Origin of the sequence: Shewanella marisflavi, from assembly GCF_002215585.1 — a bacterium.
In the GTDB taxonomy this organism is placed as follows: Bacteria; Pseudomonadota; Gammaproteobacteria; order Enterobacterales; family Shewanellaceae; genus Shewanella; species Shewanella marisflavi.
The window spans coordinates 1,820,584-1,846,833 of sequence record NZ_CP022272.1 but is presented as its reverse complement, the minus strand read 5'-3'; the positions used below and the strand labels follow the sequence as shown (position 1 = coordinate 1,846,833).

Below are 26,250 nucleotides of genomic sequence, written 5' to 3'. Positions count from 1 at the left end.
TTTGTATTTAATCAGCACTGATTAAAACGCTAACTTATCTTTCCCAGTAAGCTTCTTCTAGGCTATCTTCACGCTCAGGCAGACCGCGAGATAACCTTGGGCTATGCTGAGCCAACACCTCATAAGCCACGCGATTCGCGTACTTACAAATTTGCGAGAAAGAGGAGTAACACAAGCCATCACGCTTATGTTTGCTCGAACCGGGTACATTCGCCTTGTGATATGTATTAGAGGCAAGATCGTGCAATAAGGCAGCCAAGGCACCATCGCCAGCGCCATTAGTGTTGCGAATGATCTCTGGCCCGCCCATATAAGGAGAGATATGTGCAAACACCTTGATTGGCGTCTGACAATCACTCTTTAACTTAGGCCGTGAAAACTCATAACGATTGAATTCAGGTATCGCACCTGGTAGCAGTGTATGGCTGGTTTCACGCTTTTCTGAATCTTCGGTATAACCTGCAGTATAAAGTCCCAGTGGTCCGGCAGTACTTAGCACCATATCACACCACTCAAGTGCGGCATTGCTAGCACTTAGCGGGTCTCTAAAACCTGTCAGGGCTTCGCCTTCATCTTCGTTCATCGCCAATATGGTGACATTTTCTTTGATAAACTCTATCCACCACTTAGGGTCTTCCTCGATCAAAAAGCGTGTGCCTAAGGTCAACACCACAGGAACATCCGCCGCCTTGGCATACTCAATTGCTTTCATCGCCGCATCGGTGATCTTATCGCCACCGCTGGCGCGCATCAGGTACGCGGTTAAAACCAATGCAGACGATGACTGCACAATCTCTTGATCGATATATTCAGGCGTGAGCTTATCCATCGAGCCCTTACTGATAGCGAAAGTGCGCTCGCCGCACTCTGAAATCAGCGTAAAACAACGGCCAATAGGCCCATCAACCGGTTGTAGATAGTTGAGATCCACCTTAGAAGAGGTGTTGCACAGATAACGATAGGCATAGCTGCCGACTTCTATATGATTGCTCATCACGCCAAACAGCACTGAGCGGTCATCTGCTAATATCGAGTAGTTGTGCACTGTATTACCTATGGTGCCGCCAGCAAACTCATCGCTGATCAGATCAGAGGCTTTAAGCTCGTTGTAGAGCTGATGTGCTTTCTCGTCATCTATCAGTGTGGAATTGCCCTTAGGCAAGGCATAACGGCTTAGTAGTTCATCGCCAACTTTCGCCTCTATATCGACCAACGTCTGGTCTATCCCACTGATGTGAGTGGAAACATGCTGTGGCTGCAGCGTTAACTGAGCCATTAATGGATCACGATTCTTAACTGGAAAGTAATGTTTCGACTTACGCTGACCAGGAAATTTCATACAGAACTCACTCTTATCGCATCCATGCAAAATCAAATTCGCATAAACAGCACGCTAGACCCCCTTAGCGCACTGCTTACCATGCCGCGTTAATTGAACAAATTGACGCGGGCACCATCGCCTTCAAAAATCGGCGGCAGATCGTACCATATAAAATAGCATTGGGCAGTGATTTATGCCTTTCTATTGCGCATCACTGCTTAAGATTTAAGCCAACCAGCCGCCTGTTCGGCAACCAACTCCGCAAGCAGGTGAATATGAGCCTTATCATCGTTCAAACAGGGAATAAAATGATAAGCCTCGCCGCCTGCCTCCATAAAGCTCTCTTTCCCCCCTATCGATATCTCTTCCAGGGTTTCGAGACAATCCACCGCAAACGCAGGGCAGAGAATATCAATCCGCTTCACACCTTGCTCAGGCAAGCTTTCCAGCAGTGTATCGGTGGCAGGCGTCAACCACTCCTCCTTGCCAAACTTAGACTGAAAACAGAGGCGCCACTGGGATGCAGACAGGCCTAATGCCTCGGCTAGCAGTTCGGCGGTTTGCTGGCATTGCGCCTGATAAGGATCGCCCTCAGTCACGTAGCGCAGCGGAACCCCATGAAAGGACATTAACAGACAATCACCCTGCCCGTTAGCTTGCCAATGACGACGCACCGAATCGGCCAGCGCCGCTATATAAGCGGGATGTTGATAGTATTCTTTACTAAAACGGGTTTCTGGATAGTTACGTCTACCCTTGTAGTCGCTGGCAATCGCATCAAACACGGGCGCTACCGTCGAGCAGGAATATTGGGGATACAGGGGTAATACCACAAGGCGTTCAACCCCCTTGGCCAGCAAGTTATCAATACCTGCTGACAGTGAAGGATTGCCATAACTCATGCCCAACTCAACTGGGATATCAACCCCGTGTCTTACGCTTAGCAGCTCACTCAAGGCGCTACGCTGACGCTCGCTGATCACCATCAAGGGTGAGCCTTCAGGCCACCAGATAGACTCATATAGCTTGGCTACCGCCTTGGGACGGGTATTGAGAATGATGCCATTGAGTATCGGTTTCCAAATCCAGGGATTCAGATCGACCACACGAGGGTCGCTAAGAAACTGTTTTAAGAACTGCTTAACGTCTTTAGGGGTTGGTGTATCGGGCGTGCCGAGGTTAACCAACAAGACACCAAGCTTAGCGGGAGATAAGTTGTCGACGTTGTTCAAGAGTGACTCTGCTCATATTCGTCTGGCAAGGATAGCGATAGGCTAGCATCGGCCCTACCATAAAAAAAGCCCACCTAGGTGGGCTTTTTTAAATATGAGAAGCAGTTCATAAAGTGCTTAAGTTTAAAGCGCTTAAATTACCCAATCGTCTTAACGATTGCTGCACTTACATCACCAACACTTTGAGTACCGTCGAACTTGTTGTAGGTAAGCTTGCCCTGGGCAGCCACTTTACCGTAATACTCAACCAGCGGCTTAGTCTGCTCATGGTAGATCCCCAGACGCTTACGCACTGTGCTCTCTTCGTCATCAGGACGAATAGCCAGATCTTCACCCGTCACATCATCTTTACCTTCCACTTTTGGTGGGTTGTAAACGATATGATAAACACGACCTGAACCAGGGTGTACACGACGTCCGCTCATGCGCTTAACGATCTCTTCGTCAGGCACATCGATTTCAATTACATGATCGATCTCGATGCCGCTAGCCGCCATCGCATCGGCCTGTGGAATAGTACGGGGGAAACCATCAAGTAGGAAACCTTTAGCACAATCATCTTGTGCGACGCGCTCTTTGACCAAGCCAATAATCAGCTCATCAGAAACCAGCTGTCCTGCATCCATCACTTTCTTTGCTTCTAATCCAAGAGGCGTACCCGCTTTAACGGCTGCACGGAGCATATCGCCCGTAGAAATTTGTGGCACACCGTATTTTTCCATGATGAATTGGGCTTGAGTACCTTTACCGGCACCAGGGGCACCTAATAGCATAATGCGCATCTGAGAGTCCTCTTATTTCGCATAGATTTGATTATTAGTTTTATCATTGGGCGGCGATCTTCGCATAAAAGACCGCCCATTTGAAGGGCTGTAGCGCCAGTTTTAATTCGACTTTAGGCTGATACCACACAATCCACTACAGCAAATTTAAATGCCAGCATGAACAACTGCGCCATCAGCCTAATGACATTCCTGCTTAATAGAGCAAGGTGTATAATTTGCGACGATATTGATTAGCCAGCGTATGTCCTTGACCTAAAGCGGTAAGGATCTCCATATAAAGTTGCTTGATCTCGCCTTGCTCCGCCTGCAGATCGGTTTTCAATACCTGATAGAGCCTCTCGAGCGCCTCCTCGTCCCGTTTCGCCCCATGCAGTGCCTTAGCAAGTAACAAGAGCTTGGTATAATCGGCAGGGTTTTGCTCAACGTCTTCCAACAGGTTTCTGATCTCTGGGGTATCGGCAGCGTCCAGCGCCAAAGAGAGTTTCGCCTTAAGGCTCTGATAGTAGGCGTCTTGATCGGCAAGGCCTATACCATCGAGCAGCACCTTAGCCTGGTTAATCTCAGAGGTCGACAGTAATGCATCGGCATACACCAGCGATACCTCAGCCGTCTGGCACTCCTGATAAGCTTGTTTTATTAGCGGCAAGGCTCCTTCAGCATCGCCCTCGGCCAGTTGCACCTTGGCCTGATTTAAAGCGATTTGCCAGGCTTTTGGTAGATGCTGGTCAAGCAGTGCCTCAACTTGCGGCGCCTCTTGCATGCCGGCAAATCCATCTACAGGTTTCCCCTCTTTTAACACCAGGGTTGTCGGTAGGCTCTGGATCTGGAAATAGTTAGCAATCTCCATCTCCTGGTCGCAATTCACCTTAGCTAATACGAAACGCCCCTGCGCAGCGATTTGAGTTAGCATTTGCACAAGTTGCTGACTTTCAGGACTCTGCTGACTCCAGAAAGTCAATACAACGACTTGCTGCATCGACGCATCGACCACTTGCTGAATATTTTCTTTGGTTAAATCCAATACTGAATCCATAATGTCTCTTTTTTGAGAGTGCCTCTCTATGTGAGAGCATCTCTTTATCCGAAAGAGACTCTTTATCTGAGAGACTCTTTATCTCAGAGAACAGTGTCTCTGTTGGTAAATATAGATAAGTAGATAGCATAAGAGGCAGTCAAACTGCCTCTTACACACTCTAGCTTAGGATTATTTTACACCCGCTAACAACATCTTGTTCATCAATTTAATGAAGGCTGACGGATCGGCCAGGCTACCCTTTTCTGACAATTGCGCCTGCTGTAGAAGCAACTCGGCCCACTGACCAAACACCTCTTCATCCTGCTCACTGTCTAAACGCTTCACCAGAGGATGCTCAGGGTTAAGTTCGAACACTGGCTTACTTTCTGGCACGGCTTGCCCTGCGGCCTGCATCAGCTTGATCATCTGAGATGACATTTCACCGGCGCCGGCAACCACACAGGCTGGTGTATCGGTCAAACGACTGGTCACCTTAACCTCGGCTACCTTATCACCCAGCACCTCTTTGACGCGCTTCACTAAGCCTTCAGACTCGCTTTCCAGCTTCTCTTGTGCCTCTTTCTCGGCAGCATCTTCGAGGTCGCCAAGTTCAAGGTCACCACGGGTCACTGAGTGCAACTGCTTGCCATCGAATTCGGTGAGGTGGTTAATCAACCACTCGTCGATACGCTCAGACATTAAGAGCACTTCGATGCCTTTCTTACGCAGCAGTTCAAGGTGAGGGCTGTTCACCGCCGCCTCATGGCTGTCGGCTACGATATAGTAGATCTTGCTCTGCCCTTCCTTCATGCGCTCAACATAGTCACTTAGTGACACTGTATGAGCCGCCTCATTGGTGTGAGTCGAGGCGAAGCGCAGCAGGCCGGCAATCTTCTCCTTGTTGGCAAAATCTTCTGCCGGGCCTTCTTTTAATACCTGACCAAACTCTGCCCAGAAGCTTTGATACTTCTCAGGGTCGTTCTTGGCCAGTTTTTCCAGCATGCCCAGTACACGCTTAGTGACAGCGGTGCGCAGCGCAGTAGTGATCTTGTTATCTTGTAAGATCTCACGTGACACGTTAAGTGGCAGATCGTTTGAGTCGATAAGACCCTGCACGAAACGCAGGTAACTCGGCATGAACTGCTCAGCATCATCCATCACGAATACGCGCTGCACGAACAACTTCAACCCATGTTTACGGTCACGGTTCCACAGATCCCAAGGCGCCTTTGAAGGAATGTATAACAGGCTAGTGTATTCCTGCTTACCCTCGACGCGGTTGTGACTCCACAGCAGAGGATCGGCAAAATCATGGGAGATATGCTTATAAAACTCCTGATACTCTTCGTCTGTAATGTCGCTCTTGTTGCGAGTCCACAGGGCGGTAGCTTTGTTCATCGCCTGCCAGTGACCTTCGGTAGCAGGAATGGCTTCACCGCCCTCCTCTGTCGCTTCCTGGGCAGGTGTACCTTCTTGCCACATCTCTACCGGTACCGAGATATGATCTGAGTATTTAGTGATGATAGAGCGCAGACGGTAATCGTTGGCAAACTCTTTCTCTTCTTCACGAAGATGCAAGATGATCTCTGTGCCGCGGCTCTCTTTAACAATGTTTTCGACAGTGAATTCGCCTTCACCCGCCGATTCCCACTGCACAGCCTCATCGGCAGCATGTCCGGCGGCGCGAGTGCGTACGGTAACCTTATCAGCCACGATGAAGGCCGAGTAGAAGCCCACACCAAACTGACCAATCAGCTGTGAGTCTTTAGACTCATCGCCAGAGAGGTTCTTGAAAAATTCCGCCGTACCCGACTTAGCGATGGTACCCAGATGCTCGATCACGCCATCACGGGTCATACCGATACCATTATCTTCAATGGTCACAGTGCCTTTTTCACTGTCGGCACTGACACGGACTCTCAGCTCGCCGTCGCCTTCATAAAGCTCATCTTTGGTAAGAGCCTCATAGCGAAGTTTATCGGCCGCATCGGCGGCGTTAGAGACCAATTCACGCAAGAAAATCTCTTTATTGGAGTATAAAGAGTGGATCATCAAATTTAGTAGTTGTTTGACTTCTGTTTGAAAGCCATGGGTTTCTTGGTGTGACATGGATGTTTCCTTCTCTATTTCACAAAAACGCTTATGGCTTAAGAGATGGGGCTGTATTTTTGCTTTTCAAGCCAAAAATCGACAATCAGGTTTATTTGCTCAAAAAAAATCCAGTTCATAAGGAACTGGATTTCTATTACTGAGCTTAACGGCCCTTATAACGGAATGCGGCCATTAAAGGAAAGCGCCAGCGTGGTGCTGTCGACATATTCCAGCTCGCCGCCAACCGGTACGCCATGCGCAATACGGCTCACTTTAATCTCATGTTGTTTCGCCATATCGGCGATAAAGTGCGCCGTGGCATCCCCTTCGACCGTTGGGTTAGTGGCCAAAATAAGCTCACTTACCTCACCTGCGGCCAAATGAGTTTCAAGCAGACTCAGCCCCAGCTCATCAGGCCCCACACCATCGAGTGGCGACAGATGCCCAAGCAACACAAAATAACGGCCAGAAAAATGGCCACCGGCTTCGATAGCCAGTACGTCCGCAGGCGTCTCCACCACACAGATAAGATCTGAATTGCCACGACGACTGCTGGCGCAGATGGGACAAAGAGTCTCTTCGGTGAAAGTACGGCAGCTGCTGCAGTGTCCCACATCACTCATGGCACTCGACAGCGACTGGGCAAGCTTGTGCCCCGCCTTACGATCACGTTCTAACAGCTGAAACGCCATGCGCTGTGCCGACTTGGGGCCAACCCCAGGCAGACAGCGCAGCGACTGAATCAACTCATCAACCAGGGGACTGAATTTCATCGTTAGAAAGGCATCTTCATGCCTGGTGGCAGTTGCATGCCGCCAGTCACTTCTGCCATTTTCTCTTTCTGACTCTCTTCGACACGTCTCGCCGCATCGTTACAGGCCGCTGCGATCAAATCTTCCAGCATCTCTTTATCATCTTCGAGCAGGCTTGGGTCAATATCGACCTTACGTACGCTGTGAGAGCCTGTCATAGTGACTTTAACAAGACCAGCACCGGCTTCACCAGTCACTTCCATGCGCGCAATCTCTTCTTGCACCTTGGCCATCTTGTCTTGCATCATCTGGGCCTGTTTCATCAGGTTGCCCATACCGCCTTTTCCAAACATATCGAGTTCTCTTCAATATTAAAAAAACTGGCTAATCTTACTGAATTAGCACCAATAAGCAATCAAAGCTGATCACCAATCTCAAAACTTATGACTTAGCTAGCCCTGTCAGCCCATACGACTCAGTGTTATGACTCATCTGACGACACAAAGTTCGATTTATTGATAAGGGCTATCGTCTGGCCCCTTTTACCCAAAAGCTCTGGCAGATAGCTCAGGCTATCGGGATCGAGTTCCGCTTGCATCATCTGAGTCAGCCACTGAATATTTTCATCCTGCAATAACCCCTGCTGGGCCTGTTGCAACAGTTCCTGATGAAAACGCTGACGGATCTCAAGCGGCGTCTCACGATTTGCCTCTACCCCAACACTAAACTCAATCTGACAACTGTCACCCAGCGCTTTAGCCAGCGCCTCTTCCAGTTGCGCGATGGCACCAGGGGCGGCCAGATGTTTCTGGTTAGGTTTAAGTACCAGCGGCAGTGGTTCACTAAATTGCAAACACACGGCATTGACTGCCAATTGCCTGACCCTGCCACCGATATCCAGCGCCGACATCAAACGATACCATTTAAGATCCGTGTCATGCCCTTGGATCTCCCCCTGCACAGTGGCGCTCAAATGCGGTGAGGCTGTTACGCTCAAAGACGAAGAAGCTGTCACGTTTGTCGCTGTATTGAGCGACTCAGCGGCGGTTTCATTCTCAACGACAGTCGGCGCCTCAGCACTAAGTTCAGGACTCGGCTTTGTGCTTGGCGCATTCTTATCACTATGAAGGCCAGTATGAGAGTCACTATGAGGGCCAGTATGAGAGTCACTCAGCTCATTAGCAGTGTGACTTGGCTGGGCAGGTGATTCCCAAGGAGGCCTGTCTTCATCTGGCACCTGCGCATCTTGAACTGAAGCGTCACTGCCCTGCGCTCGCGCCTGCACCATATCCGCAGCGTTTGAAGCAGAGTTCTGAGCGTTTACCTCGCTCTGCGCCAGGGCGTTATTCCTCGTTTGCGCATCAACTTGGCCCTCGATATCACCAGGCAAGTGATCATCACCCTGTGCATTATCATCGCTGACATTCTCAGCGCTTGAATTATCAGTGCTTGAATTATCAGTGCTTGCATCAGCCTGGCTAGGCCGTTTTGGCGGCACATAAGACTGAGCACCAGCTTGGCTTTTAGAACCTAGTAGCGGCTTTTTTGAGGCACTCTCCTTGGCCAAATCTGCCTCCGCTTCTGCTTCTAAGTCACTTAGCAGATGCTGACGCGCATTTAAGACCGCATCGAGCAGATCATCTTCAAGCACACTTGGCTCAGAAGACGCCGCCTTTTCTGCTTGAGGCTGCTGACGCTCGCCTTGGCTTTGGCCGCTTTCTGGGCTGTGTGCGCCAGTTTGGCTTTGTACTTGATGTTCAGCAGGCGTCTTGGGCGCACTCACCTCCCCCTGTTGATAGGCAAGGTAAGCTTCATAATCGCTAGGGTCGCTCGCATCTTCATCATCGCTGTCGATAAAGAAGTCTGGTTCGAAACTTGCGGCCATCTCTTCGGGCATAGCGCTTGCGTTAACATCGCTTGCAACCGGGGAGCTCGGAGATGAAACAGGATCGACATCGCTGACTTCAGGCTTAATAGCGGCCTGTTCCTCAGTCTGCGCTTTACTCTTAGCTTCGCGCTCTAGCGCCATTCCCTGACTCTGAGCCTGGCTTAAAATCAGATTTTGCTCAGCAAATAAGGCCTGAGCCTGCTCTTCATCATCAATACTCTCATTCGCTGATTCGGCATCAGTAACTGGCATGACATCAGGGGCCCGAATCACATCTGATTCAGGTGCTGGTTCAGACGCTTGTTCTGGCGCTTGTTCTGGCGTTAGTTCAGGTGTGACTTCAGGCGTTGGTTCAAGTGTGGTGTTGGGAGCTGACGTCGCGGGCGACACAGTTGCCGGGCTTAGGCTCTCTGCATCGGTTTTTTTTTCACTATCAATGCCACCAACAGCCGCCTGTTTTGGCACAGACGCTGCGGGTGCAGCCTGATTAGGCTTTTCCGCCGCCTTAGTATTTACTTCTGGCAGCAGGATCTCGCTACCCGCATCATTTTGCCAACGCTGCACCGGGGCCTCGGGCACAAAGGCCACGGCACGTAGCAGCGCCATCTCAAGACCAGATTTTGGATCCGGCGCATGGGGCAGATCTTTACGCCCACTGAGTAGCAACTGATAGTAGAGCTGCACCTGCTCCGGTCTTATCTGCTTGGCAAAGGCCTTGATCTGCTCGGCATATTGAGACAACTGAGCGGCACTTGGGGCGAACTGGGTCAAGGTGATCTGATGTAGCAGCTCAAGCAGGCTACGCAGCACCTCGAAAGGGTCGGCGCCATAAGACAGTACTTCTGCGGTCACATTAAGCAAATTATCGACATCGCCATCACAAAGGGCCTTAAGCAGAACGATCACATGATGCTCATCTATGGTGCCAAGCATGGTTTGCACCTGCCCTAGCTGCACCTGGCCTGCGCCAAAGGCTATCGCCTGATCCGTCAAACTCAAGGCATCACGCATACTGCCGTTTGCTGCCTTGGCCAGCAATTTCACCGCGCCATCGTCATAGGCGACCTGCTCCTGGCCCAAGATGTGACCAAGTTGCAGACAGATCTCATCTAGCGTCAGACTCTTAAGGTTAAACTGCAGGCAGCGGGAGAGAACCGTTACAGGCAGACGCTGGGGATCAGTAGTCGCCAGTAAGAATTTCACATGCTCTGGCGGCTCTTCGAGCGTCTTTAACAGGGCATTGAAACTGCTGCGAGACAGCATATGCACTTCGTCGATCAGATAGACCTTAAAGCGGCCACGACTGGGGCGATACTGCACGTTGTCCAGTAACTCGCGGGTATCATCAACTTTAGTGCGCGACGCCGCGTCCACCTCGATAAGATCCACAAAACGTCCCTGAGTGATCTCAACGCAACTGGCGCATTGACCACAAGGGGATGCGGTGATCCCTTGCTCACAATTGAGTCCCTTGGCAAACAACCTGGCCAAACTGGTTTTACCTACCCCTCGGGTACCGGTAAACAGATAGGCATGATGTAAACGGTTTTGAGTTAAGGCATTGGTCAAGGCATGCAGCACATGTGACTGGCCGACGACTTGCTCAAATGTTGCAGGGCGCCACTTTCTGGCTAACACCTGATATGACATGGAACTCCCCAAGGTTGGCATCTAACAATGACGAAGCGCGCTTCATTAATCAGCAAACAATAACACGGTGCAGACCATCTCGCTAGCAAGCTAAGCGCTTAGCGGGACTAAATTTATCTTTGTGATGCTAGCTTGCAGCATCTTTAACCTATCCTGGCTTTTCACCCGTCATTTTCGTTAAAAAATCGGCTAACCTTGTCATCGTTTACCATCTTCACAGGTATTTAATACCAAGGCAAAAATTGGTTTGTGCGCGGCTCATAGGCGTGGCCCAGATAGCAAAATGCCGCGGCTAAGCCACGGCATTATTAGGCAAAGGTAAGATAAGCGCGTTACTCGCCTTCAAACTCGCACAATGTCATTAGGGCAAGATCCATCTCGGCTAAGCGCTGCTCACCGCCAAGTTCTGGCAAAGAGATCACAAACGCTGCATGGTTTACCTCGCCACCTAACTGACGAATCAGTTTAACGGTCGCCTCAATGGTACCACCCGTTGCCAGCAGATCATCGACCACCAGCACCTTATCACCCGGCTTAATCGCGTCGATATGGATCTCGAGCATGTCATGACCATATTCAAGCTCATAGCTTTCAGAGATAGTCTCGCGCGGTAACTTGCCCGGCTTACGTACCGGCACAAATCCAACCCCAAGCTCTAACGCCAAAGGCGCACCAAAGAGGAAGCCTCGAGCTTCGGTACCCACTACCTTAGTAAAGCCAAGATCCTTGTATCGCTCAACAAACAGGGCAATTGTCGCCTGATAGGCTTCAGGGTTTTCCATTAAACTGGTCACATCGCGAAACATGATCCCTGGCTTCGGATAATCTGGAATTGTCTTAATGCTCTGCTTGATCAAGGCTAACTTGTCTGTATTCATTACTACCATCTTTTTCGATTAAGCCCTTATAAAAGGACAAACTGGCCATAAGGCCAGTTTTGACTAGAATTTTCGGCTAAAGCTTAAGCTCCTTTGGTATGGGTTGCAACAGCGAATGTCACAAAGCTTAACCAAACTCACCAAGCACGAACCGGATCAATCATCTAATTCAGGGATTTGACGAAGGTAAAGTAACAGGCCACTCAACATCGCCAGCAGCATCACCTTTACCCATAGCAGCGGCACCAGAAATATACTCAGACTAAAACTCAAACAGGTGGCAATATAGGCCTTACGTTTTAACCCTCGGCGAATGGCGCGCTCTGTATGCCAATTTTGCAGCGCATCGGCAAACCAGGGATGGGTCATCAACCAATTATGTAGACGTTCGCTGGAACGGGCAAAACAAAAGGCCGCCAACAAGATAAAGGGAACCGTTGGTAACAGGGGAACGGCGATACCCAGCAGACCGAGTAACAGGCTGCTAAGACCGACGATTAAGTAAAAGCCCCGTTTGATAACCATTAATTCCTCGCATAAAAAAACCACTCAAAAATGAGTGGTTAGTATACCTGAGTTAGCGTTTTAGGCTATAGCAGGTTCAGGTGCTTCAACCATGATAGGGTGGCTGGCAGCGTAGGCAACATCAGTACCAGCAAGAAACCAAGAAAATAAACAAAATTAAACGGGTCTTTAAACGGCTGACTCATACTTTCCTCACTCATGATTGACAACTTTTATTGATCTAGATCAATTTTCGCGGCCATTATAGTGACAAGCCTGTATGATAGAAAGCCCTAATTGCACAAAATTTACCTAGCAGCAACCACTATGCCCCGCTGCGCCATATCGACAAGCAGTTGACTGCAACCTTCGATGATCTGTGCCTTTGGCATTTGAGCATAAAGCTGTGACAACCAGTCACTCAAGGCATCAAACTTTATCCCATCCTGTTGATCGATATAAGCAAGTACCTGAGCCGTCAACGGATTAAGCTGCAGAAAACTCACCTCATCTTGTTTATCACGATAGAGGCAAAAAAAGTTAGGCTGCTCGCTAGGCGCTGTGGGTTGATACTCAGGGCTAATGCGCTGCACCTCGAAATGATATTGAGCCACTCTGGCAGAAAGACTTAGTCCCAGAGGCGAGGTTGACAGCTGTTCAGCGCTGAGACTTTGACGGGTTAAATCATCGGGCGCCGTCGCGACCACCAGCTCCAGCCATTCATAATGGGCCAACTCCAACATAAATGGCGGATCTTGATCACCCGGCTGATATTCATCTTGTAGAAACAGCAGAAACTCCTGGGCTATCTCGATAAAAATCGGTGTCTGGCAATCATGACGAACAAAAAACTGCTGCACCAGCTCTCGCCAATCCTCCTCATCATACAAGGAGCTCAGCACGGGAAAACCATTGGTCACAAAGCCTTTAATATTATTAAAAAACAGCTCTCGATAGATCCCCATGCGTCTCGCGTCTGTCCCGGGTGGCAAAGATGAGGTCGGCTGCTTGATATAGTCGATAAACGACTCTTGTATACGGGTAAAACTCATCTAGGCACTCCGATGGCTGGGCTGCAAAATCTCGGTCTGATACTCATGTATCTTGTTGATCTCTTCGAGCAACTCAGAGATGGGAGGAATATTAAAATCTCGCTCAAGCAAAGTCGGAAACACACCATGAGTCTGATAGCAGAGCTGCAATAGGTGCCACACAGGATCGATCACCTCACTACCATGGGTATCCACTTTCAGATCTTCCGCCTCATCGAAATGACCGGCAATATGCAGATAAGCGATACGCTCTGTGGGCATGGCTTTTAAGAAAGCTTCGGCATCATAGCTATGGTTAATCGAATTCACATAGATGTTATTCACATCCAGCAGCAACTTACAGTCGGCCTCTTCGAGCACGGCATTAACAAACTCACACTCGCTCATCTCACTGCCTGGCGCCGCATAAAAGGAGACATTTTCAAGAATAAGGGGACGCTCAAGGATCGCCTCGACCTGTTTAACTCGCCTGGCCACATGAAGGGCCGCCTCATAAGTAAAAGGAATTGGCATCAAGTCGTAAAGGTGACCCTTACCCGAACAGTAACTTAAATGCTCCGAATAGATATCAATACCGTGAAGATCGAGAAACGCCTTCACTTGCTTGACGAAACTGATGTCCAGCGGCTCAGGACCGCCTATAGATAAAGAGAGCCCGTGACAGAAAAAATTGTGCCTTTCGGTTAGCTGCCTAAACTGACGGCCAAACTTTCCCCCAAGTGTCATCCAGTTTTCTGGCGCTACCTCAAAAAAATCAATCTCACTCGGTACCTTGTGGCAAAACTCAGTTAGCATCTCGCGGCGCAGGCCAAGACCTACTTTAGCTTGTGTCATCATCACTTCACCTCTAGTGATTAAATTCGCACGTTTCCCGGGGGGATAAACTAATTAGGCCAGTCTGCACTGGCCTAATCTGATTTGGTGATAATAGCCTCAAGACCTATTACTTGTTACCACCACATTTGCCTTCTTTGGCCTTCTTCATGGCTTCATCACGCTTGCCTTCAGCAGCCTTCATGTTCTCGCCACACTTACCTTCTCTGGCTTTCATCTCTTCGCCACACTTACCCTCTTTTTGGGCTTTCATCTGCGCGCCACACTTACCTTCACCACATTTACCTTCTTTGGCGCCTTTCTTCATGGCTTCGCCGCATTTGCCTTCACCACACTTACCTTCGCCACATTTGCCCTCTTTCATCGCCTTTTTCTGAGCACCACATTTACCCTCTTTAGCGCTCTTCTTCATGTTCTCGCCACACTTGCCTTCACCGCATTTACCTTCACCGTCGACGATCTGGTAACCAGCTTGCATTTCACTATAGCCAAACGGATTAGCCTGAGCCTGCGCTGCAAAGGCGCTGCCAACGAAAACCGTTCCTAACGCTACAGCAACAGCAGTATTCTTAACTAATTTCATAATCTCTTCCTTTGTTGATCTATTTATATGCAATGGTTTGCCAACACCTATCTGCTGCTGGCTCGGATAATATGACCCGTCACCTTGAACTTTTATTTCAAAAAACTTATCAGGCATCACATTTATGACTCAAAATATATGATAGCGCAAGCATCTAGAAAGTGATCATCGCGTGATCAGGGGCTTATAGAGTGGCGCTCATACACAAATTTTGTAACTCGTCAGGCCATGACGTAGAATAAGCGCCCTTTTACTTGGGGCCTGGACTTTCCTACCGCCCTAACCCACGGGCACTAGCCCCTTTTTGATGAGAAGCCGATAACCATGCGTGTCATACTAGCCCCAATGGAAGGCGTTGCCGACGCGCCTATGCGAGCCCTGCTAACCAGCGTTGGCGGCTATGATATGGTGATCAGCGAATTTATCCGGGTCGTCGATCAATTGCTACCCGAGAAGGTCTTTTACCGACTCTGCGCCGAGTTGAAAAATCAATGCCAAACGGCCTCAGGCACCCCGGTCAGATTGCAACTACTTGGACAAGAACCCAACTGGATGGCAGAGAATGCAGTTCGCGCCGTCGAGCTTGGCTCTCGCGGCGTCGATCTTAACTATGGCTGCCCGGCACCTATGGTTAATCGCAGTAAAGGCGGCGCCGCCCTGCTGAAGGAGCCTGAAACCATCTACCGTGTCACCCAAGCCGTCAGACAAGCAGTACCCAGTGATAAGCCGGTTTCAGCCAAGATCCGCCTTGGTTGGGCCGATAAGAGCCGCTGCACAGAGATTGCCCAGGCCATCGAAGCCGCCGGCGCCACAGAGCTCACGGTGCATGCCCGCACTAAAGAGGAAGCTTACCGGCCTCCTGCCCACTGGGAGTATATCGCCCAGATCAAAGCGGCAACTAAGCTCCCTATCATCGCCAATGGCGAGATCTGGGGACGGGAAGATTACCTCAACTGTCAAAGCGCCAGTGGCTGTGATGATGTAATGCTGGGACGTGGTGCCCTCACCGTGCCCAACTTGGCCCATGTGGTAAAAGGCAATCAAGCCCCCATGGCCTGGTCAGAGGTTAAAACCCTGCTGTTGCAATACTCGGATTTTGAAATCGTCAGCGAGAAAGAGAAATATTATCCCGCTCGTATCAAGCAATGGCTTAGGTTTATTGCCCGCCATTACCCAGAGGGCGAAACCCTATTTCGTGAACTTAGGGTGCTTAAAGACACCGCCAGTATACTGTCGTTACTCAAGCAGGCTTAGTCACCTAGCATAACGCTGAGCCAATTGCTGTCATAAATTGCATAGAGACTGGTCTGATCATTTAAGTGCCGGATCGGAATCAGCATAAATATCACTGACTTTTGATCTCAGTCATAGCCAAGACGCCCAAGCGGTTTAGACTGATTACTAAGAATATCAACTAGGCAATGATTTGTGAGCAGATCCCATATCAGACATGAACTGTCGATGCTTGAAGCGAGTCTCAGGAAAGAGTTAGGTGCACTGCTGGCATTACATCAAATAACAGTCGACACCCAGCATCTTTCGCTGACCGCGCTAATCGATGAGATGACGGCGTCCAAATTGGCCGATGAACCGTTATTTATCAAACTTACCCAACTCGATGCGGCCTTGTGCCAGCTGGATCTTGGCCTGTACGGTCTATGCGCCGACTGTGAGGCAGATATCGAAAGCGATAGACTCAACGCGAATCCACTCGAGCAGCGCTGTACCCAGTGCGCCGCCGATTACGCCCACGAGCACAGGCACGAGCTAAGACTGACCCACTAGTCACTTAACTCATCAGCAGCCGCAAACTTCGGTTTTTTTTAACTTCATAGACATAAAAAAAGCCTCCTGATTCAGGAGGCTTTTGTCGTTAAGTCACAGGGAGAGATGATTAACGATTAGAACTTCTGAGTGTAAGATGCTGTGTAAGTACGACCGTAGAGGTTATACAGCGCAGAATCATAAGCTAAGTTAGAATCCAGTACTGGATCTTCGTCAGTTAAGTTACGAACACCTACTGCGAACTTACCATTCCACGGCGCAGAATAGTTATAGCTCAGGTCAAAGGTCGTTTGAGAAGGTAGGCTACCAATCTCTTCGAATGTAGTAGGATCTGTGGTTTCAGCTTGACCCGCAATATGCTGAGTCAGCAGTGATACACCATGATCGCCATAGCTCCAATCGATCACCCAAGTGAAACGATAATCAGGTAAACCGTTGCGACCCACCATGTTGTTCACAGGACCGTCAAAGTACTCTTCATCTTCATAAGCCAGTACATAAGTAAGGTCGAAGCTTGTACCAAAATCACCGACTGCAGTTTCCATTGGCGCTAAGGTCAAGTTGAAATCAATACCTGAAGTATCGAAACCGTTACCATTCACAAGTGGTGTCGTTGCCTCAAGGATCTTACCGTCTGGGCTATCACCTGCACGGATGATTTCACCTCGAGACAGATTACCATAACCCACTTTAGCTTCTTCTCTTAGCAATGAATCCAAGGATACGAAGGTGATGACATCGTCAATTGACAAGCTGTAATACTCAACTTTAGTACTTAAGCTGTCTGTGATATTCCAGATAAGACCTACGTTGTAGAAATCTGAAGTCTCAGCACCAAGATCATCGTTTGCAGTACGAGTCACGTCATACTGGGTCGAACGACAATCTGATGGCGCAGTGCCTTGCAGTTCACAGTAACGGTAATCTGTGGCGTAATCAGCACTGAATGAGTCTGCCGCGTACAGATCCGATAGTGCAGGTGCTCTGAAACCCTGGCCCCAAGAAGCACGAACAACCAGGTTATCTAATGCTTGGTAACGTAACGCAACTTTAGGCGTTGTCGCTGTACCAAAGTCAGAATAGTCATCGTAACGGAAAGCAAGATTCAGCTCTAAATCATCGGTAACTGGCAAAATAGACTCACCAAATACCGCGAACACATCACGCTCGCCGCCTGAACCATTTCCTGAAGAACCAATCACTTCACCAGCAGCAGACTCAGCATCAACCTTTGAGTTGTACTTGTACTGCATAAATTCAGTACCAAAGTACCAACCAATCAGTCCACCTGATAACTCTAAGGCTTCGAAGTTAACACCAGCGTTAACGCTATGGAACTCCATGATATCTTGAGCTAGCGTGTCGTGCGAAATAGAGGCTACAACATCAGCGCTGTTACCTTCAGGACCGAAGTTAAACTCACCGCTCTTCACTAAGGCTTCTACCGTTGGACGGTGAACATAGCCAGTACCATAGTTGCTGTTTTCAGCTAGGTTATAGTGATAAGTGAAATCCCAACCAAATTGATCATGCTCACCCACTAGGCCGACTTGAATGTCAGTGCTGTAATCGATTGTGGTAGAGTCACGAGTACCCACATCGGTGAAACGGTAGTAGACACGGCCCGCGTTTTCATTCTTAGTGGTATCGATATAGTTACCATCTGCATCATAGTTCTGAACGTCTAACTGACCAGCATCAACGTTGAACCAACCTGCAGCTGGCGCGTAACGACCAAAGGTTTCGTTACGGCTGAAGAGACCTTGACCTTCGAAGCGAATCTCATCAGAAATCTCATAGTCAGCAGTAACATAACCGGCTGTATATTTACGAGCAGCGTGGTCAGCAGCTTCAGACGTATAGTCATAACCACAGATAAAGTCACCATCACCATAGTCATAAACATGACCGCCACCAACCATCTTTTCGTTATCACAAGCAGCCATAGGCTTAAACTGGAATGTGGTCATATCCAGGAAGTTACGTGCATAAGCAGAAACACCTGTGGTGTCCGAATACTTATCGGCTAACACGTTAGTAGAGCTTGAGAACCAACGATCACGTTGATAAATAATCTCACGATTTTGGTGTTCAAATGAGAATGTCAAACTACCTTTGTCGCTCGTAGTACCACCAACAACATGAGCTTTCCATTCATCACCACCCTGCTGTGAAGGATTCGTGCCTGTGGCAGAAACTTCTAATCCTTCAAAACCTTTTTTCAAGATGATGTTTACCACACCAGCAACAGCGTCTGAACCGTAAACGGCAGAAGCACCATCTGTAAGTACTTCGATACGCTCAATTGCTGCAGTAGGAATAGTATTCAGGTTTACTGCGGTACCACCCATGGTAGGTGAACCAGGCATACGCTTACCGTTTAGCAACACTAGGGTACGGTCGGCACCAGCACCACGAAGTGAGATATTAGCCTGACTCTGCCAAGTACTTCCTGATGACTCAGAGAAAGAACCAAAAGTGTTTAGGTTACTACGACGCAATACGTCAGCAACTGACATTTCGCCAGTTTTCTCAATATCTGCCGCGCTAATTGTTGTAACTGGAGAAGAACCTTCCATGTCGGTTCTTTTAATACGTGAGCCAGTTACTTCGATGCGTTCAACTTTATCGCTTTGCTCTTCAGCAATAGTAACGCCGGTAAAAGCAATGCTCGATGTCGCGGCGGCTAATAAGCCTACGCGAACCGCTTTTGCTGTTAAGGTCAAAGAGTTCATATGTTTCCCTCGCAATAATGAAACTTAGAAATTAAATCCCAATTATCGAATCATTTTTTATTTTTAAAATAAGAAGTACGTCCTTCGGTAAAGATATTGTGAAAAAACATAAAACAAGTCAACGGCATTAACATTAAAACAACGACAATGATAATAATTGATACAAAACACAGGTTTTACCGCAAACAAAAACCAGTAAAATTAAAATATAAATCCATGTATTTATTGGAATTTTCACAAATGACACCTATGTAAAAAAATATAAACCATCAAACTGATATGCATGTTACAAGTTAATACGCCTGTTTGTTAAACGTTTTAAATATTAACAAGAGATCAATTAAATATAAAAACAAAACACAAATGCAACAATGTAAATCTATGCAATGAATAACAAAGTCGTAAGCGATAACATCTTTAACAACCTGATTTATCAAAACGCATTAAAGATCGTCTTTCAGTAGCCAGAAAAATTCCAAAAAAAGACGAATTAATAGACTGATGAACGATTAAAAAAGGGAAAAACAAGAAGGTCATGTGAATAATCTTTGGCCAAGTTTCGTTTAACTTGGCTAAAGATTTATGTTTATTACAGGGCTAATTTCTACGGCTAGTTTTCCAGTTTTACTTTTGCAGAGTCACTTTTCCAGAGCTATTTTTACAGAGCTACTTATCCAGAGTTACTTTAGCAAAATAGATGGCACATTTTCCCTCGTGGGAAGAATAATAACTGAGCCAGAGTTGTTCCTGTACTAAGACGATACCGGCATAACTCGTGTCTCCGCCAGACGGCAAGAGTAACTTTTCAGTGATCTGTCCAGTCTGTAGATCAATACTCACTACAGAAGTACGTACCCGTCCATCGTATAGCCGAACGACCGCATAATGCTGACCCTGATAGATAAAGCTTACCGGCCCACCGATGCGGCAATTGGTAACTTGCCACTGCCATTGAGTATAGGGAGGATACGAGATACCCAGCAAAGCCCGCTCATCGGTCTGCCATTGTAGTGGTCAACTAAAATTGGCCACGGTTTTGTATTCAAGCCAGTATCTTCGCTCTGACTCATTGGGTGTCAGCCCACCGTTATATTGATGTGGTCTCAGCTGACTGTAATACCCCGTCACATATCGCGAAATCTCACTCTTAGCCTCACCGATATCCCGATAGCCTGTCATCGGTATCCATTCTGTTTTTAAGCTTCTAAAGAAGCGCTCCATCGGGCTGTTGTCCCAGCAGTTTCCTCGTCGACTCATGCTCTGCTTAATCTGATAACGCCAGAGCTGTTGGCGGAAGCGGCGGCTGGTATAGTGGCTTCCTTGGTCACTATGGAACATTAGGTCTTTCGGCCTTCCTCGCGCCTCAAAGGCCATGGTTAGTGCCTTGCTTGTTAGCGCACTATCGGGCGAAAATGACATCGCCCACCCCACCGGTTTCCGTGCAAACAAGTCCAGAACAACGGCAAGGTAAGCCCATCGTTTGCCTGTCCACACATAGGTCACATCGCCACACCACACTTGATTGGGAGCCGTCACTGCAAACTGGCGGTCAAGGAGGTTAGGGATGGCGACATGCTCCTTGTCTGCCTTTTTGTAGCGATGTTGCGGCACCTGGCAGCTCACTAGCCCCAGCTTCTTCATCAGTCCTGTGGCACGATAGCGCGTCAACCTAACGCCAGCAGTCGTCACCATATCAGCCAGGGTTCTGGCACCCGCTGACCCATTGCTGGCTTCATAAGCCTCCCGCACCAAGCTGTGCAGTTTTACCCGCTGCGAGTCAATGGTGGTAGGTCTGCCTCGCCAATACTTGTAACTGCTGCGGTGAATACCAAATACTGAACAAATCCGTTTTACGCTATGGCTCTTCTTGAGTTTCTCGACTAACGAGAACTGTTCAGTGAGTCTGACATCAAGAGAGCCGTAGCCTTTTTCAAAATGGTGTTCTCTTCTTCAATGCGGCGGATTTTCTTCTCCAGCTCACGGATCCGCTGTTGTTCGGGGGTGAGCGGTGCGCCTTTGGGGGATATGCCTTGCTGCTCTTGTCGAAGCTGGTTTACCCATTTACGCATGGCTGAATTACTCACGCCCATCGCGCTTGCAGCCTCAGCTATGCTGTATCCCTGTTTCGTTACCAGCTGCGCAGCTTCTAATTTGAACTCTGCACTGAATGTCGGTCTTGTGTTCTTCATTTCTACCACCTTTTTTCCAGAAGTTAGTCTATCACTTCGTCTATTCAGGTGGCCAAATTCACTATGCCACTACACAGAATGGGTCTCGTCTCAGCAGGCAAATTGCTCTGTTTTGGTCATCAAAAACCAATCCAGACTCATTCACATAGCCAGCTTGGTTCAAACGAGGCACGAGAGGACGAAACTCGGTATCGCCTTGGCTCGTGTACAAGGCTACATAACCATCATGTTCGTGGGGATAGTAGCAAATGCCATAAAATTTTCCCTCATGAGAGGTTACCCGCCATAACCATTCTTTCTCTTTAGCCACCATGGTAGGTGCAGACCAATCTACGCCGTCGAGTGATTGCCAACAATATGAGCGCATACCTGAACCTTGCTCTGGATGGAGCGCTGCGCCACTAAACAGATATAGGCCGTCCGGCGCAGCGAGTAATTTACCATCCCTGAGATCGGCAAAATCTAATTGAATGAGCGCCACACTGTGCCATTGTGTCCCACCATCCTCAGAACAGAGAATACGTAATGCGCCATCAGGCGAAACGTGGGCACTGGCTTCCCTGAATACGCAATAGAGCTTATCGCGATAGAGCACAAGATCGGTAAAGGCATTGTGAGCCGACTTATCCCATATCTTGGTGACTGAGCTTAATTTCATCTTGCTCTCCCTTTAGGTAATAAGCTTCATCATGGCTGACTGTGACAGATGACTCAAGCTTGTGGCCTAACAACACCAAGAACAAAGCATAAAAAAAGCCGCACAAGGCGGCTTTTAGAACTAAATAGTGTTTTAGCTACGCTGACGGGGCGTTTTGCCCGCCGTGGTCTTGTGCTTACGAACGGCGCGGCGGATCTTAGCGCTCTTCACCTTGGCACGGGCCACACTGTGCTTGTCGGTACCTAGCAAAGTACGGGTTTCTTCTTCTAGACCAGCCAATTTACGCAGATAGTTCACCTGCTCAATTGGCAGCTCTACCCAACCGCCACGAGGCAGTGACTTAGGCAGATCGATCATGCCGTAGCGAATACGAATAAGACGACTCACCTGCACTTCCTGGGATTCCCACAAGCGGCGAACCTCACGATTACGCCCCTCGGCTAGCGACACATGCCACCACTTGTTCATGCCCTCGCCGCCGGCAGGCTTCACCTTATCAAAATGGGCTGGGCCATCTTCTAAGGTCACGCCGGTACGTAAACGCTGAATACAGGCGTCGGTCACCTCACCAAAGGTACGCACCGCATATTCACGCTCAACCTCATGGGAAGGGTGCATCAAACGGTTCGCCAGCTCACCATCAGAGGTGAACAGCAACAAGCCTGAGGTGTTGATATCCAATCGACCAACCGCCACCCAGCGCGAATCACGGGTCTTAGGTAAGCGATCGAACACTGTTGGACGCCCTTCTGGATCTTTACGACTACAGATCTCCCCTTCGGGCTTATGGTAGGCGATCACACGGCAAACCAAATCATCCTCAGACTTAATCGATACCGCACGGCCGTCGATACGCACCTTGGCATCGGCCTCGATACGATCGCCAAGCTTGGCAATTTCACCGTCTATACTAACTCGACCTGCAGCAATCCATGCCTCCATCTCACGACGGGAGCCATGGCCTGCACGGGCCAAGACTTTCTGCAATTTTTCACTCATTAGTAGACTCTTCATCGGTTTTAGGCGCCGAAGCAGAATCAGGAATCGCCTGACTCTGACCAAACAGCGCCGCTAATGACTCGGCATCGGATAAGGGAGGAAGGTCCGCTATCGTGTCCAAGCCAAAATAGGCTAAAAATTCATTTGTGGTCGCATAGAGCCCGGGCCTGCCCGGCACCTCTTTATGACCAACAATCTTAATCCAATGTCTATCGGATAAACTCTTGATAATGTGGCTTCCTACTGCCACACCGCGCACAAACTCTATGTCTGCACGGGTCACCGGCTGGCGATAAGCGATCACCGCCAGGGTTTCCAAGGTCGCTCGTGAATAACGCGGCGCCTTCTCTTGCCACAAGGGCTGTAAGTAGGGGCTCAGGGTTTCGATAGACTGAAAACGATATCCCCCGGCAACCTTGACTAACTCGATACCGCGCCCTTGATAGTCCTGCTGCAACTCCTCGATAGCGGCCTTCACTTTAGCGCGGGAAACGCTAAAATTTGCCAGCACACTCTCGTTTAACTGCTTGATAGAGACAGTTTTCGCCATCACAAACAAGCTAGCTTCGATCAATTGCTTAAGTTGATCAGGGTTTATTTGCAGTTTCTTACTCGACAATCAATAGGCCCTAACATGTATGGTCGACAGTGGCTGCGCCTGAATAAGGTCGACCAATAGCTCCTTTACCAGCTCCATCAGTGCAAGAAAGCTTACGACCACGCCCGCTCGCCCTTCGGAAACATCAAACAGCTGCTCGAAAGGCACATAAGACTTGCCTTCTAGCATAGCCAAAATTTGTGTCATGCGTTCCCGTGTCGACAGGTGTTCACGCCTGACATGGTGATGCTCAGTCGCTTCCACACGCTTTAATACGGCGGCAAAGGCGCCAGCTAACTCTACAAGCGACACAGATGGCGGCAGCAACACAGGTTTAATATCTGGCGCCGGTTGCACTTTAGCCTGAAACACATCACGCTCTAACCTAGGTAAGGCATCGAGCCTTTGCTGGGCATCTTTAATCACCTCATAGGCTCTCAGTTGCCTGATCAGCTGCGCCCGCGGGTCGTCCTCTTCCTCTTGCGCTAACTCTGGCTTAGGCAGTAGCAGCCTAGACTTGATCTCGGCTAAGGTCGCCGCCATCACCAGATAGTCGGCAGCCAGCTCTACCCTCGCCCCCTGTAACAGCTCAATATATTCAAGATATTGATCCGTTACTGGCGAAATCGCCAGCTCTACCACATCCAATTTCTGTTTGCGGATTAGATAGAGTAAGAGATCAAGCGGTCCTTCAAACGACTCAAGGAACACCTCTAGCGCCTCGGGAGGAATAAAAAGATCCGCCGGTAGTTGCTTAACCGGTTCGCCTCTGACCACGGCTAAAGGTAAACTTTGTTGAGTCCCCTGCATCCGCTCTCCCAATTACCAAGCCCCAAAAGCGTTATGACTCAGACCTTAGGGCATGAATCCTTGAATCTTAGGGCTTGAATCTTAGCGCTAAAAATAGTGTGCTAAACGACACCAAACGCGCGATTATACCTGCTAAATCTGCCAATAGACAGGGCTTTAACCAAACTGACTCACGTCACCAGCGCCTTCACGTAAGATCTCGATATCGCCCTCGGAGAGATCGATTACCGTAGTAGGTTTCTCGCCAAGGTATCCGCCATGAATGATCACATCAACCTGGTGCTCTAAGATGTCACGAATATGTTCGGGATCTGACTCCGCAAACTCAGCGCCAGGTAAAATCAAACTGGTAGACATCAGCGGGGCATCGAGTGCTTCAAGCAGCGCCAGTGCAATCACATTGTCAGGTACGCGAATACCTATGGTCTTCTTCTTAGGGTTTTGCAGGCGCTTAGGCACCTCTTTGGTCGCCTTGAAGATAAAGGTATAAGGCCCTGGTGTATTGTGCTTCAGCACGCGATAAGCCTGATTATCGACCCTGGCATAGGTCGCCAATTCCGACTGGTCACGTACCATCAAAGAGAAGTTATGATCATTCTCAATTTGACGGATGCGCACTATGCGGGTCATCGCGTCCTTTTCACCAAGCAGGCAGCCCAGGGCATAACCCGAGTCTGTGGGATAAACCACGACACCACCTTGCTTGATCACATTGACCGCCTGATTAATCAGGCGGGTTTGAGGGTTTTCCTCATGTACATAAAAAAACTGACTCATGGGGTTTCCATCCAATTATCCATTTGCCAAACCCAATCGACTCCTTGGGGTTGGAACATATTTTTGCCCAGCTCTAGCCAACTACCTGGAAAGTGGAAATCACTTCCCAGCGAGGCATACAGACCATTGAGCCGACTCAAGGCTATTAAATTATTACGATCGTCCAAGGTTTGCTGACCCAGCACCACCTCCATGGCATCGCCGCCAGCCTCCTTGAACTCCCGTACCAAGCGTTTCAACCATTTTGCCGATAGCTTGTAACCACTGGGGTGGGCAAGTACCGCAATACCACCGCATTGGTGAATGAGTTCAATGGCCGTTGCCATATCAGACCAATTGTTAGGCACATAGCCAGTCTTGCCCCGCGCCAAATACTTCTTAAACACGGCGGCGGCATTGGTGGCGTACCCGTTGTCGGCTAACCAACGAGCATAGTGGCCACGACTCAGCGCGGCGCCGTCGGCTATTGCCTTAGCGCCTTCATAGGCACCGTCAATGCCAGCCTTAGCCAGACGCGTACCTATCTCCTCAGCCCTCGTCTCTCGCAGCGCCCGCTGCTCAATAAGAAAATCATTGAATCCCTGATGCTCGGTGTCGATATTGAGCGCAACGATATGAATATCAAAGTTGTTCCAACGGGTAGACACTTCACATCCATTAATCAGGGTCAACGGCACATCTTGGCTCTGGTTGAACTCGTGTGCCTCTTTTAAACCGGCTAAGGTATCGTGATCGGTAATCGCCAGCATCTGCACCCCATTACTTAGGGCTCTGGCCACTAATTCGGAGGGGGTTAACTGGCCATCGGAAGCCGTAGTGTGGCTGTGAAGATCGATTAAACGCGTTTCATTTGTCATCCCTTTATTCTACTCGACTTTGTTATTAGAAACATCTAATTGGATGAAATTGGATGAGAATCGTTAAATATCCTTGTCAATCTGTACAGCTTAAGATCAAAACCAGGTTAATAGGGCACAAATAGAGAAATATTCAATTGACAAGGCAACAGATGGGATGTTTTTATATAGCCAAGACAAAGATTCAACTTTTACGTGAGACAAACATTCAATGACTAATCAGCTATTCAACATCATTAACTGGTGGTGGCACTTCC

General features: G+C 48.8%; 24 protein-coding genes. 2 read left to right on the top strand and 22 right to left on the bottom strand.

Going from position 1 to position 26,250, the window contains the following annotated elements; all coding sequences use genetic code 11:
* Positions 1-34: 34 nt before the first annotated feature.
* The 13 genes from CFF01_RS08085 to CFF01_RS08020 form a co-directional block, all read right to left on the bottom strand.
* On the bottom strand, positions 35-1,339 hold the full coding sequence (locus CFF01_RS08085; protein WP_088904451.1) for an inosine/guanosine kinase: 1,305 nt from the start codon (positions 1,337-1,339) through the stop codon (positions 35-37).
* Positions 1,340-1,539: 200 nt separating this feature from the next.
* Positions 1,540-2,553, bottom strand: a complete 1,014-nt coding sequence (hemH, locus tag CFF01_RS08080) for a ferrochelatase (RefSeq protein WP_088904450.1) — start codon at positions 2,551-2,553, stop codon at positions 1,540-1,542.
* Between the two features lie 137 nt (positions 2,554-2,690).
* A complete protein-coding gene (adk, locus tag CFF01_RS08075; RefSeq protein WP_033539229.1) occupies positions 2,691-3,335 on the bottom strand; it encodes an adenylate kinase in 645 nt (214 codons plus the stop codon).
* Positions 3,336-3,531: 196 nt separating this feature from the next.
* Positions 3,532-4,371 carry a co-chaperone YbbN gene (locus CFF01_RS08070; protein ID WP_088904449.1) on the bottom strand — a complete coding sequence of 280 codons (840 nt, stop codon included), beginning with the start codon at positions 4,369-4,371 and terminating at the stop codon, positions 3,532-3,534.
* Between the two features lie 171 nt (positions 4,372-4,542).
* Positions 4,543-6,462, bottom strand: coding sequence for a molecular chaperone HtpG (gene htpG / locus CFF01_RS08065; protein WP_033539227.1), 1,920 nt, complete (start codon positions 6,460-6,462; stop codon positions 4,543-4,545).
* A gap of 155 nt (positions 6,463-6,617) precedes the next feature.
* Positions 6,618-7,217, bottom strand: a complete 600-nt coding sequence (gene recR / locus CFF01_RS08060; protein WP_088904448.1) for a recombination mediator RecR — start codon at positions 7,215-7,217, stop codon at positions 6,618-6,620.
* A 2-nt stretch (positions 7,218-7,219) separates the two neighbouring features.
* Positions 7,220-7,549: a YbaB/EbfC family nucleoid-associated protein gene (locus tag CFF01_RS08055; RefSeq protein ID WP_033539225.1), complete on the bottom strand. Its 330-nt coding sequence runs from the start codon at positions 7,547-7,549 to the stop codon at positions 7,220-7,222.
* A 128-nt stretch (positions 7,550-7,677) separates the two neighbouring features.
* The gene (gene dnaX, locus CFF01_RS08050) at positions 7,678-10,734 is read right to left on the bottom strand and encodes a DNA polymerase III subunit gamma/tau (protein ID WP_088904447.1); all 3,057 of its coding nucleotides are present in this window, start codon (positions 10,732-10,734) and stop codon (positions 7,678-7,680) included.
* Positions 10,735-11,066: 332 nt separating this feature from the next.
* A complete protein-coding gene (apt, locus tag CFF01_RS08045) occupies positions 11,067-11,621 on the bottom strand; it encodes an adenine phosphoribosyltransferase (protein ID WP_033539223.1) in 555 nt (184 codons plus the stop codon).
* A 147-nt stretch (positions 11,622-11,768) separates the two neighbouring features.
* Positions 11,769-12,137: a YbaN family protein gene (locus tag CFF01_RS08040; RefSeq protein ID WP_033539222.1), complete on the bottom strand. Its 369-nt coding sequence runs from the start codon at positions 12,135-12,137 to the stop codon at positions 11,769-11,771.
* Between the two features lie 287 nt (positions 12,138-12,424).
* On the bottom strand, positions 12,425-13,168 hold the full coding sequence (locus CFF01_RS08030; protein ID WP_088904445.1) for an HvfC family RiPP maturation protein: 744 nt from the start codon (positions 13,166-13,168) through the stop codon (positions 12,425-12,427).
* Entirely contained in the window at positions 13,169-14,005 is an 837-nt protein-coding gene (locus CFF01_RS08025) for an HvfB family MNIO-type RiPP peptide maturase (protein ID WP_088904444.1), read from the bottom strand.
* Between the two features lie 106 nt (positions 14,006-14,111).
* Complete coding sequence (locus CFF01_RS08020; RefSeq protein WP_088904443.1) at positions 14,112-14,585, bottom strand: HvfA family oxazolone/thioamide-modified RiPP metallophore; 474 nt, start codon at positions 14,583-14,585, stop codon at positions 14,112-14,114.
* Positions 14,586-14,909: 324 nt separating this feature from the next.
* Here CFF01_RS08020 and dusC point away from each other — a divergent pair, with 324 nt between their 5' ends.
* Positions 14,910-15,839 carry a tRNA dihydrouridine(16) synthase DusC gene (gene dusC, locus CFF01_RS08015; protein WP_033539218.1) on the top strand — a complete coding sequence of 310 codons (930 nt, stop codon included), beginning with the start codon at positions 14,910-14,912 and terminating at the stop codon, positions 15,837-15,839.
* 174 nt (positions 15,840-16,013) lie between these two features.
* Entirely contained in the window at positions 16,014-16,370 is a 357-nt protein-coding gene (locus tag CFF01_RS08010; RefSeq protein WP_033539217.1) for a TraR/DksA family transcriptional regulator, read from the top strand.
* A gap of 116 nt (positions 16,371-16,486) precedes the next feature.
* Here CFF01_RS08010 and CFF01_RS08005 read toward each other — a convergent pair whose 3' ends face one another.
* The 9 genes from CFF01_RS08005 to rnm all read right to left on the bottom strand — a co-directional run bounded on the left by CFF01_RS08005 (position 16,487) and on the right by rnm (position 25,993).
* Entirely contained in the window at positions 16,487-19,105 is a 2,619-nt protein-coding gene (locus CFF01_RS08005) for a TonB-dependent receptor (RefSeq protein WP_088904442.1), read from the bottom strand.
* Between the two features lie 666 nt (positions 19,106-19,771).
* Complete coding sequence (locus CFF01_RS08000; protein ID WP_198387142.1) at positions 19,772-20,089, bottom strand: hypothetical protein; 318 nt, start codon at positions 20,087-20,089, stop codon at positions 19,772-19,774.
* 30 nt (positions 20,090-20,119) lie between these two features.
* A protein-coding gene (locus CFF01_RS07995; protein ID WP_088903906.1) for an IS3 family transposase occupies positions 20,120-21,294 on the bottom strand; the annotation gives its coding sequence in 2 pieces (ribosomal slippage) (positions 20,120-21,036 and positions 21,036-21,294; 1,176 coding nt in all).
* A gap of 61 nt (positions 21,295-21,355) precedes the next feature.
* Complete coding sequence (locus CFF01_RS07990; protein ID WP_198387141.1) at positions 21,356-21,952, bottom strand: hypothetical protein; 597 nt, start codon at positions 21,950-21,952, stop codon at positions 21,356-21,358.
* A gap of 132 nt (positions 21,953-22,084) precedes the next feature.
* Positions 22,085-22,951 carry a 23S rRNA pseudouridine(2605) synthase RluB gene (gene rluB, locus CFF01_RS07985; protein WP_088904441.1) on the bottom strand — a complete coding sequence of 289 codons (867 nt, stop codon included), beginning with the start codon at positions 22,949-22,951 and terminating at the stop codon, positions 22,085-22,087.
* The gene (scpB, locus tag CFF01_RS07980) at positions 22,944-23,555 is read right to left on the bottom strand and encodes an SMC-Scp complex subunit ScpB (protein ID WP_033539276.1); all 612 of its coding nucleotides are present in this window, start codon (positions 23,553-23,555) and stop codon (positions 22,944-22,946) included. Before scpB ends, rluB begins: the two co-directional genes overlap by 8 nt.
* A 15-nt stretch (positions 23,556-23,570) precedes the next feature.
* A complete protein-coding gene (locus tag CFF01_RS07975) occupies positions 23,571-24,359 on the bottom strand; it encodes a segregation and condensation protein A (protein WP_088904440.1) in 789 nt (262 codons plus the stop codon).
* Between the two features lie 156 nt (positions 24,360-24,515).
* Entirely contained in the window at positions 24,516-25,136 is a 621-nt protein-coding gene (locus tag CFF01_RS07970; protein ID WP_033539212.1) for an L-threonylcarbamoyladenylate synthase, read from the bottom strand.
* A complete protein-coding gene (gene rnm / locus CFF01_RS07965; RefSeq protein ID WP_088904439.1) occupies positions 25,133-25,993 on the bottom strand; it encodes an RNase RNM in 861 nt (286 codons plus the stop codon). Before rnm ends, CFF01_RS07970 begins: the two co-directional genes overlap by 4 nt.
* Between the last annotated feature and the right edge of the window lie 257 nt (positions 25,994-26,250).

Excerpts from the sequence above, each read along its gene's own strand:
- CFF01_RS08085 (WP_088904451.1), bottom strand. The coding sequence starts at position 1,339 with ATGAAATTTCCTGGTCAGCGTAAGTCGAAACATTACTTTCCAGTTAAG.
- adk (WP_033539229.1), bottom strand. The coding sequence starts at position 3,335 with ATGCGCATTATGCTATTAGGTGCCCCTGGTGCCGGTAAAGGTACTCAA.
- CFF01_RS08070 (WP_088904449.1), bottom strand. The coding sequence starts at position 4,371 with ATGGATTCAGTATTGGATTTAACCAAAGAAAATATTCAGCAAGTGGTC.
- htpG (WP_033539227.1), bottom strand. The coding sequence starts at position 6,462 with ATGTCACACCAAGAAACCCATGGCTTTCAAACAGAAGTCAAACAACTA.
- recR (WP_088904448.1), bottom strand. The coding sequence starts at position 7,217 with ATGAAATTCAGTCCCCTGGTTGATGAGTTGATTCAGTCGCTGCGCTGT.
- CFF01_RS08055 (WP_033539225.1), bottom strand. The coding sequence starts at position 7,549 with ATGTTTGGAAAAGGCGGTATGGGCAACCTGATGAAACAGGCCCAGATG.
- dnaX (WP_088904447.1), bottom strand. The coding sequence starts at position 10,734 with ATGTCATATCAGGTGTTAGCCAGAAAGTGGCGCCCTGCAACATTTGAG.
- apt (WP_033539223.1), bottom strand. The coding sequence starts at position 11,621 with ATGGTAGTAATGAATACAGACAAGTTAGCCTTGATCAAGCAGAGCATT.
- CFF01_RS08040 (WP_033539222.1), bottom strand. The coding sequence starts at position 12,137 with ATGGTTATCAAACGGGGCTTTTACTTAATCGTCGGTCTTAGCAGCCTG.
- CFF01_RS08030 (WP_088904445.1), bottom strand. The coding sequence starts at position 13,168 with ATGAGTTTTACCCGTATACAAGAGTCGTTTATCGACTATATCAAGCAG.
- CFF01_RS08025 (WP_088904444.1), bottom strand. The coding sequence starts at position 14,005 with ATGATGACACAAGCTAAAGTAGGTCTTGGCCTGCGCCGCGAGATGCTA.
- CFF01_RS08020 (WP_088904443.1), bottom strand. The coding sequence starts at position 14,585 with ATGAAATTAGTTAAGAATACTGCTGTTGCTGTAGCGTTAGGAACGGTT.
- dusC (WP_033539218.1), top strand. The coding sequence starts at position 14,910 with ATGCGTGTCATACTAGCCCCAATGGAAGGCGTTGCCGACGCGCCTATG.
- CFF01_RS08005 (WP_088904442.1), bottom strand. The coding sequence starts at position 19,105 with ATGAACTCTTTGACCTTAACAGCAAAAGCGGTTCGCGTAGGCTTATTA.
- CFF01_RS07990 (WP_198387141.1), bottom strand. The coding sequence starts at position 21,952 with ATGAAATTAAGCTCAGTCACCAAGATATGGGATAAGTCGGCTCACAAT.
- rluB (WP_088904441.1), bottom strand. The coding sequence starts at position 22,951 with ATGAGTGAAAAATTGCAGAAAGTCTTGGCCCGTGCAGGCCATGGCTCC.
- CFF01_RS07975 (WP_088904440.1), bottom strand. The coding sequence starts at position 24,359 with ATGCAGGGGACTCAACAAAGTTTACCTTTAGCCGTGGTCAGAGGCGAA.
- CFF01_RS07970 (WP_033539212.1), bottom strand. The coding sequence starts at position 25,136 with ATGAGTCAGTTTTTTTATGTACATGAGGAAAACCCTCAAACCCGCCTG.
- rnm (WP_088904439.1), bottom strand. The coding sequence starts at position 25,993 with ATGACAAATGAAACGCGTTTAATCGATCTTCACAGCCACACTACGGCT.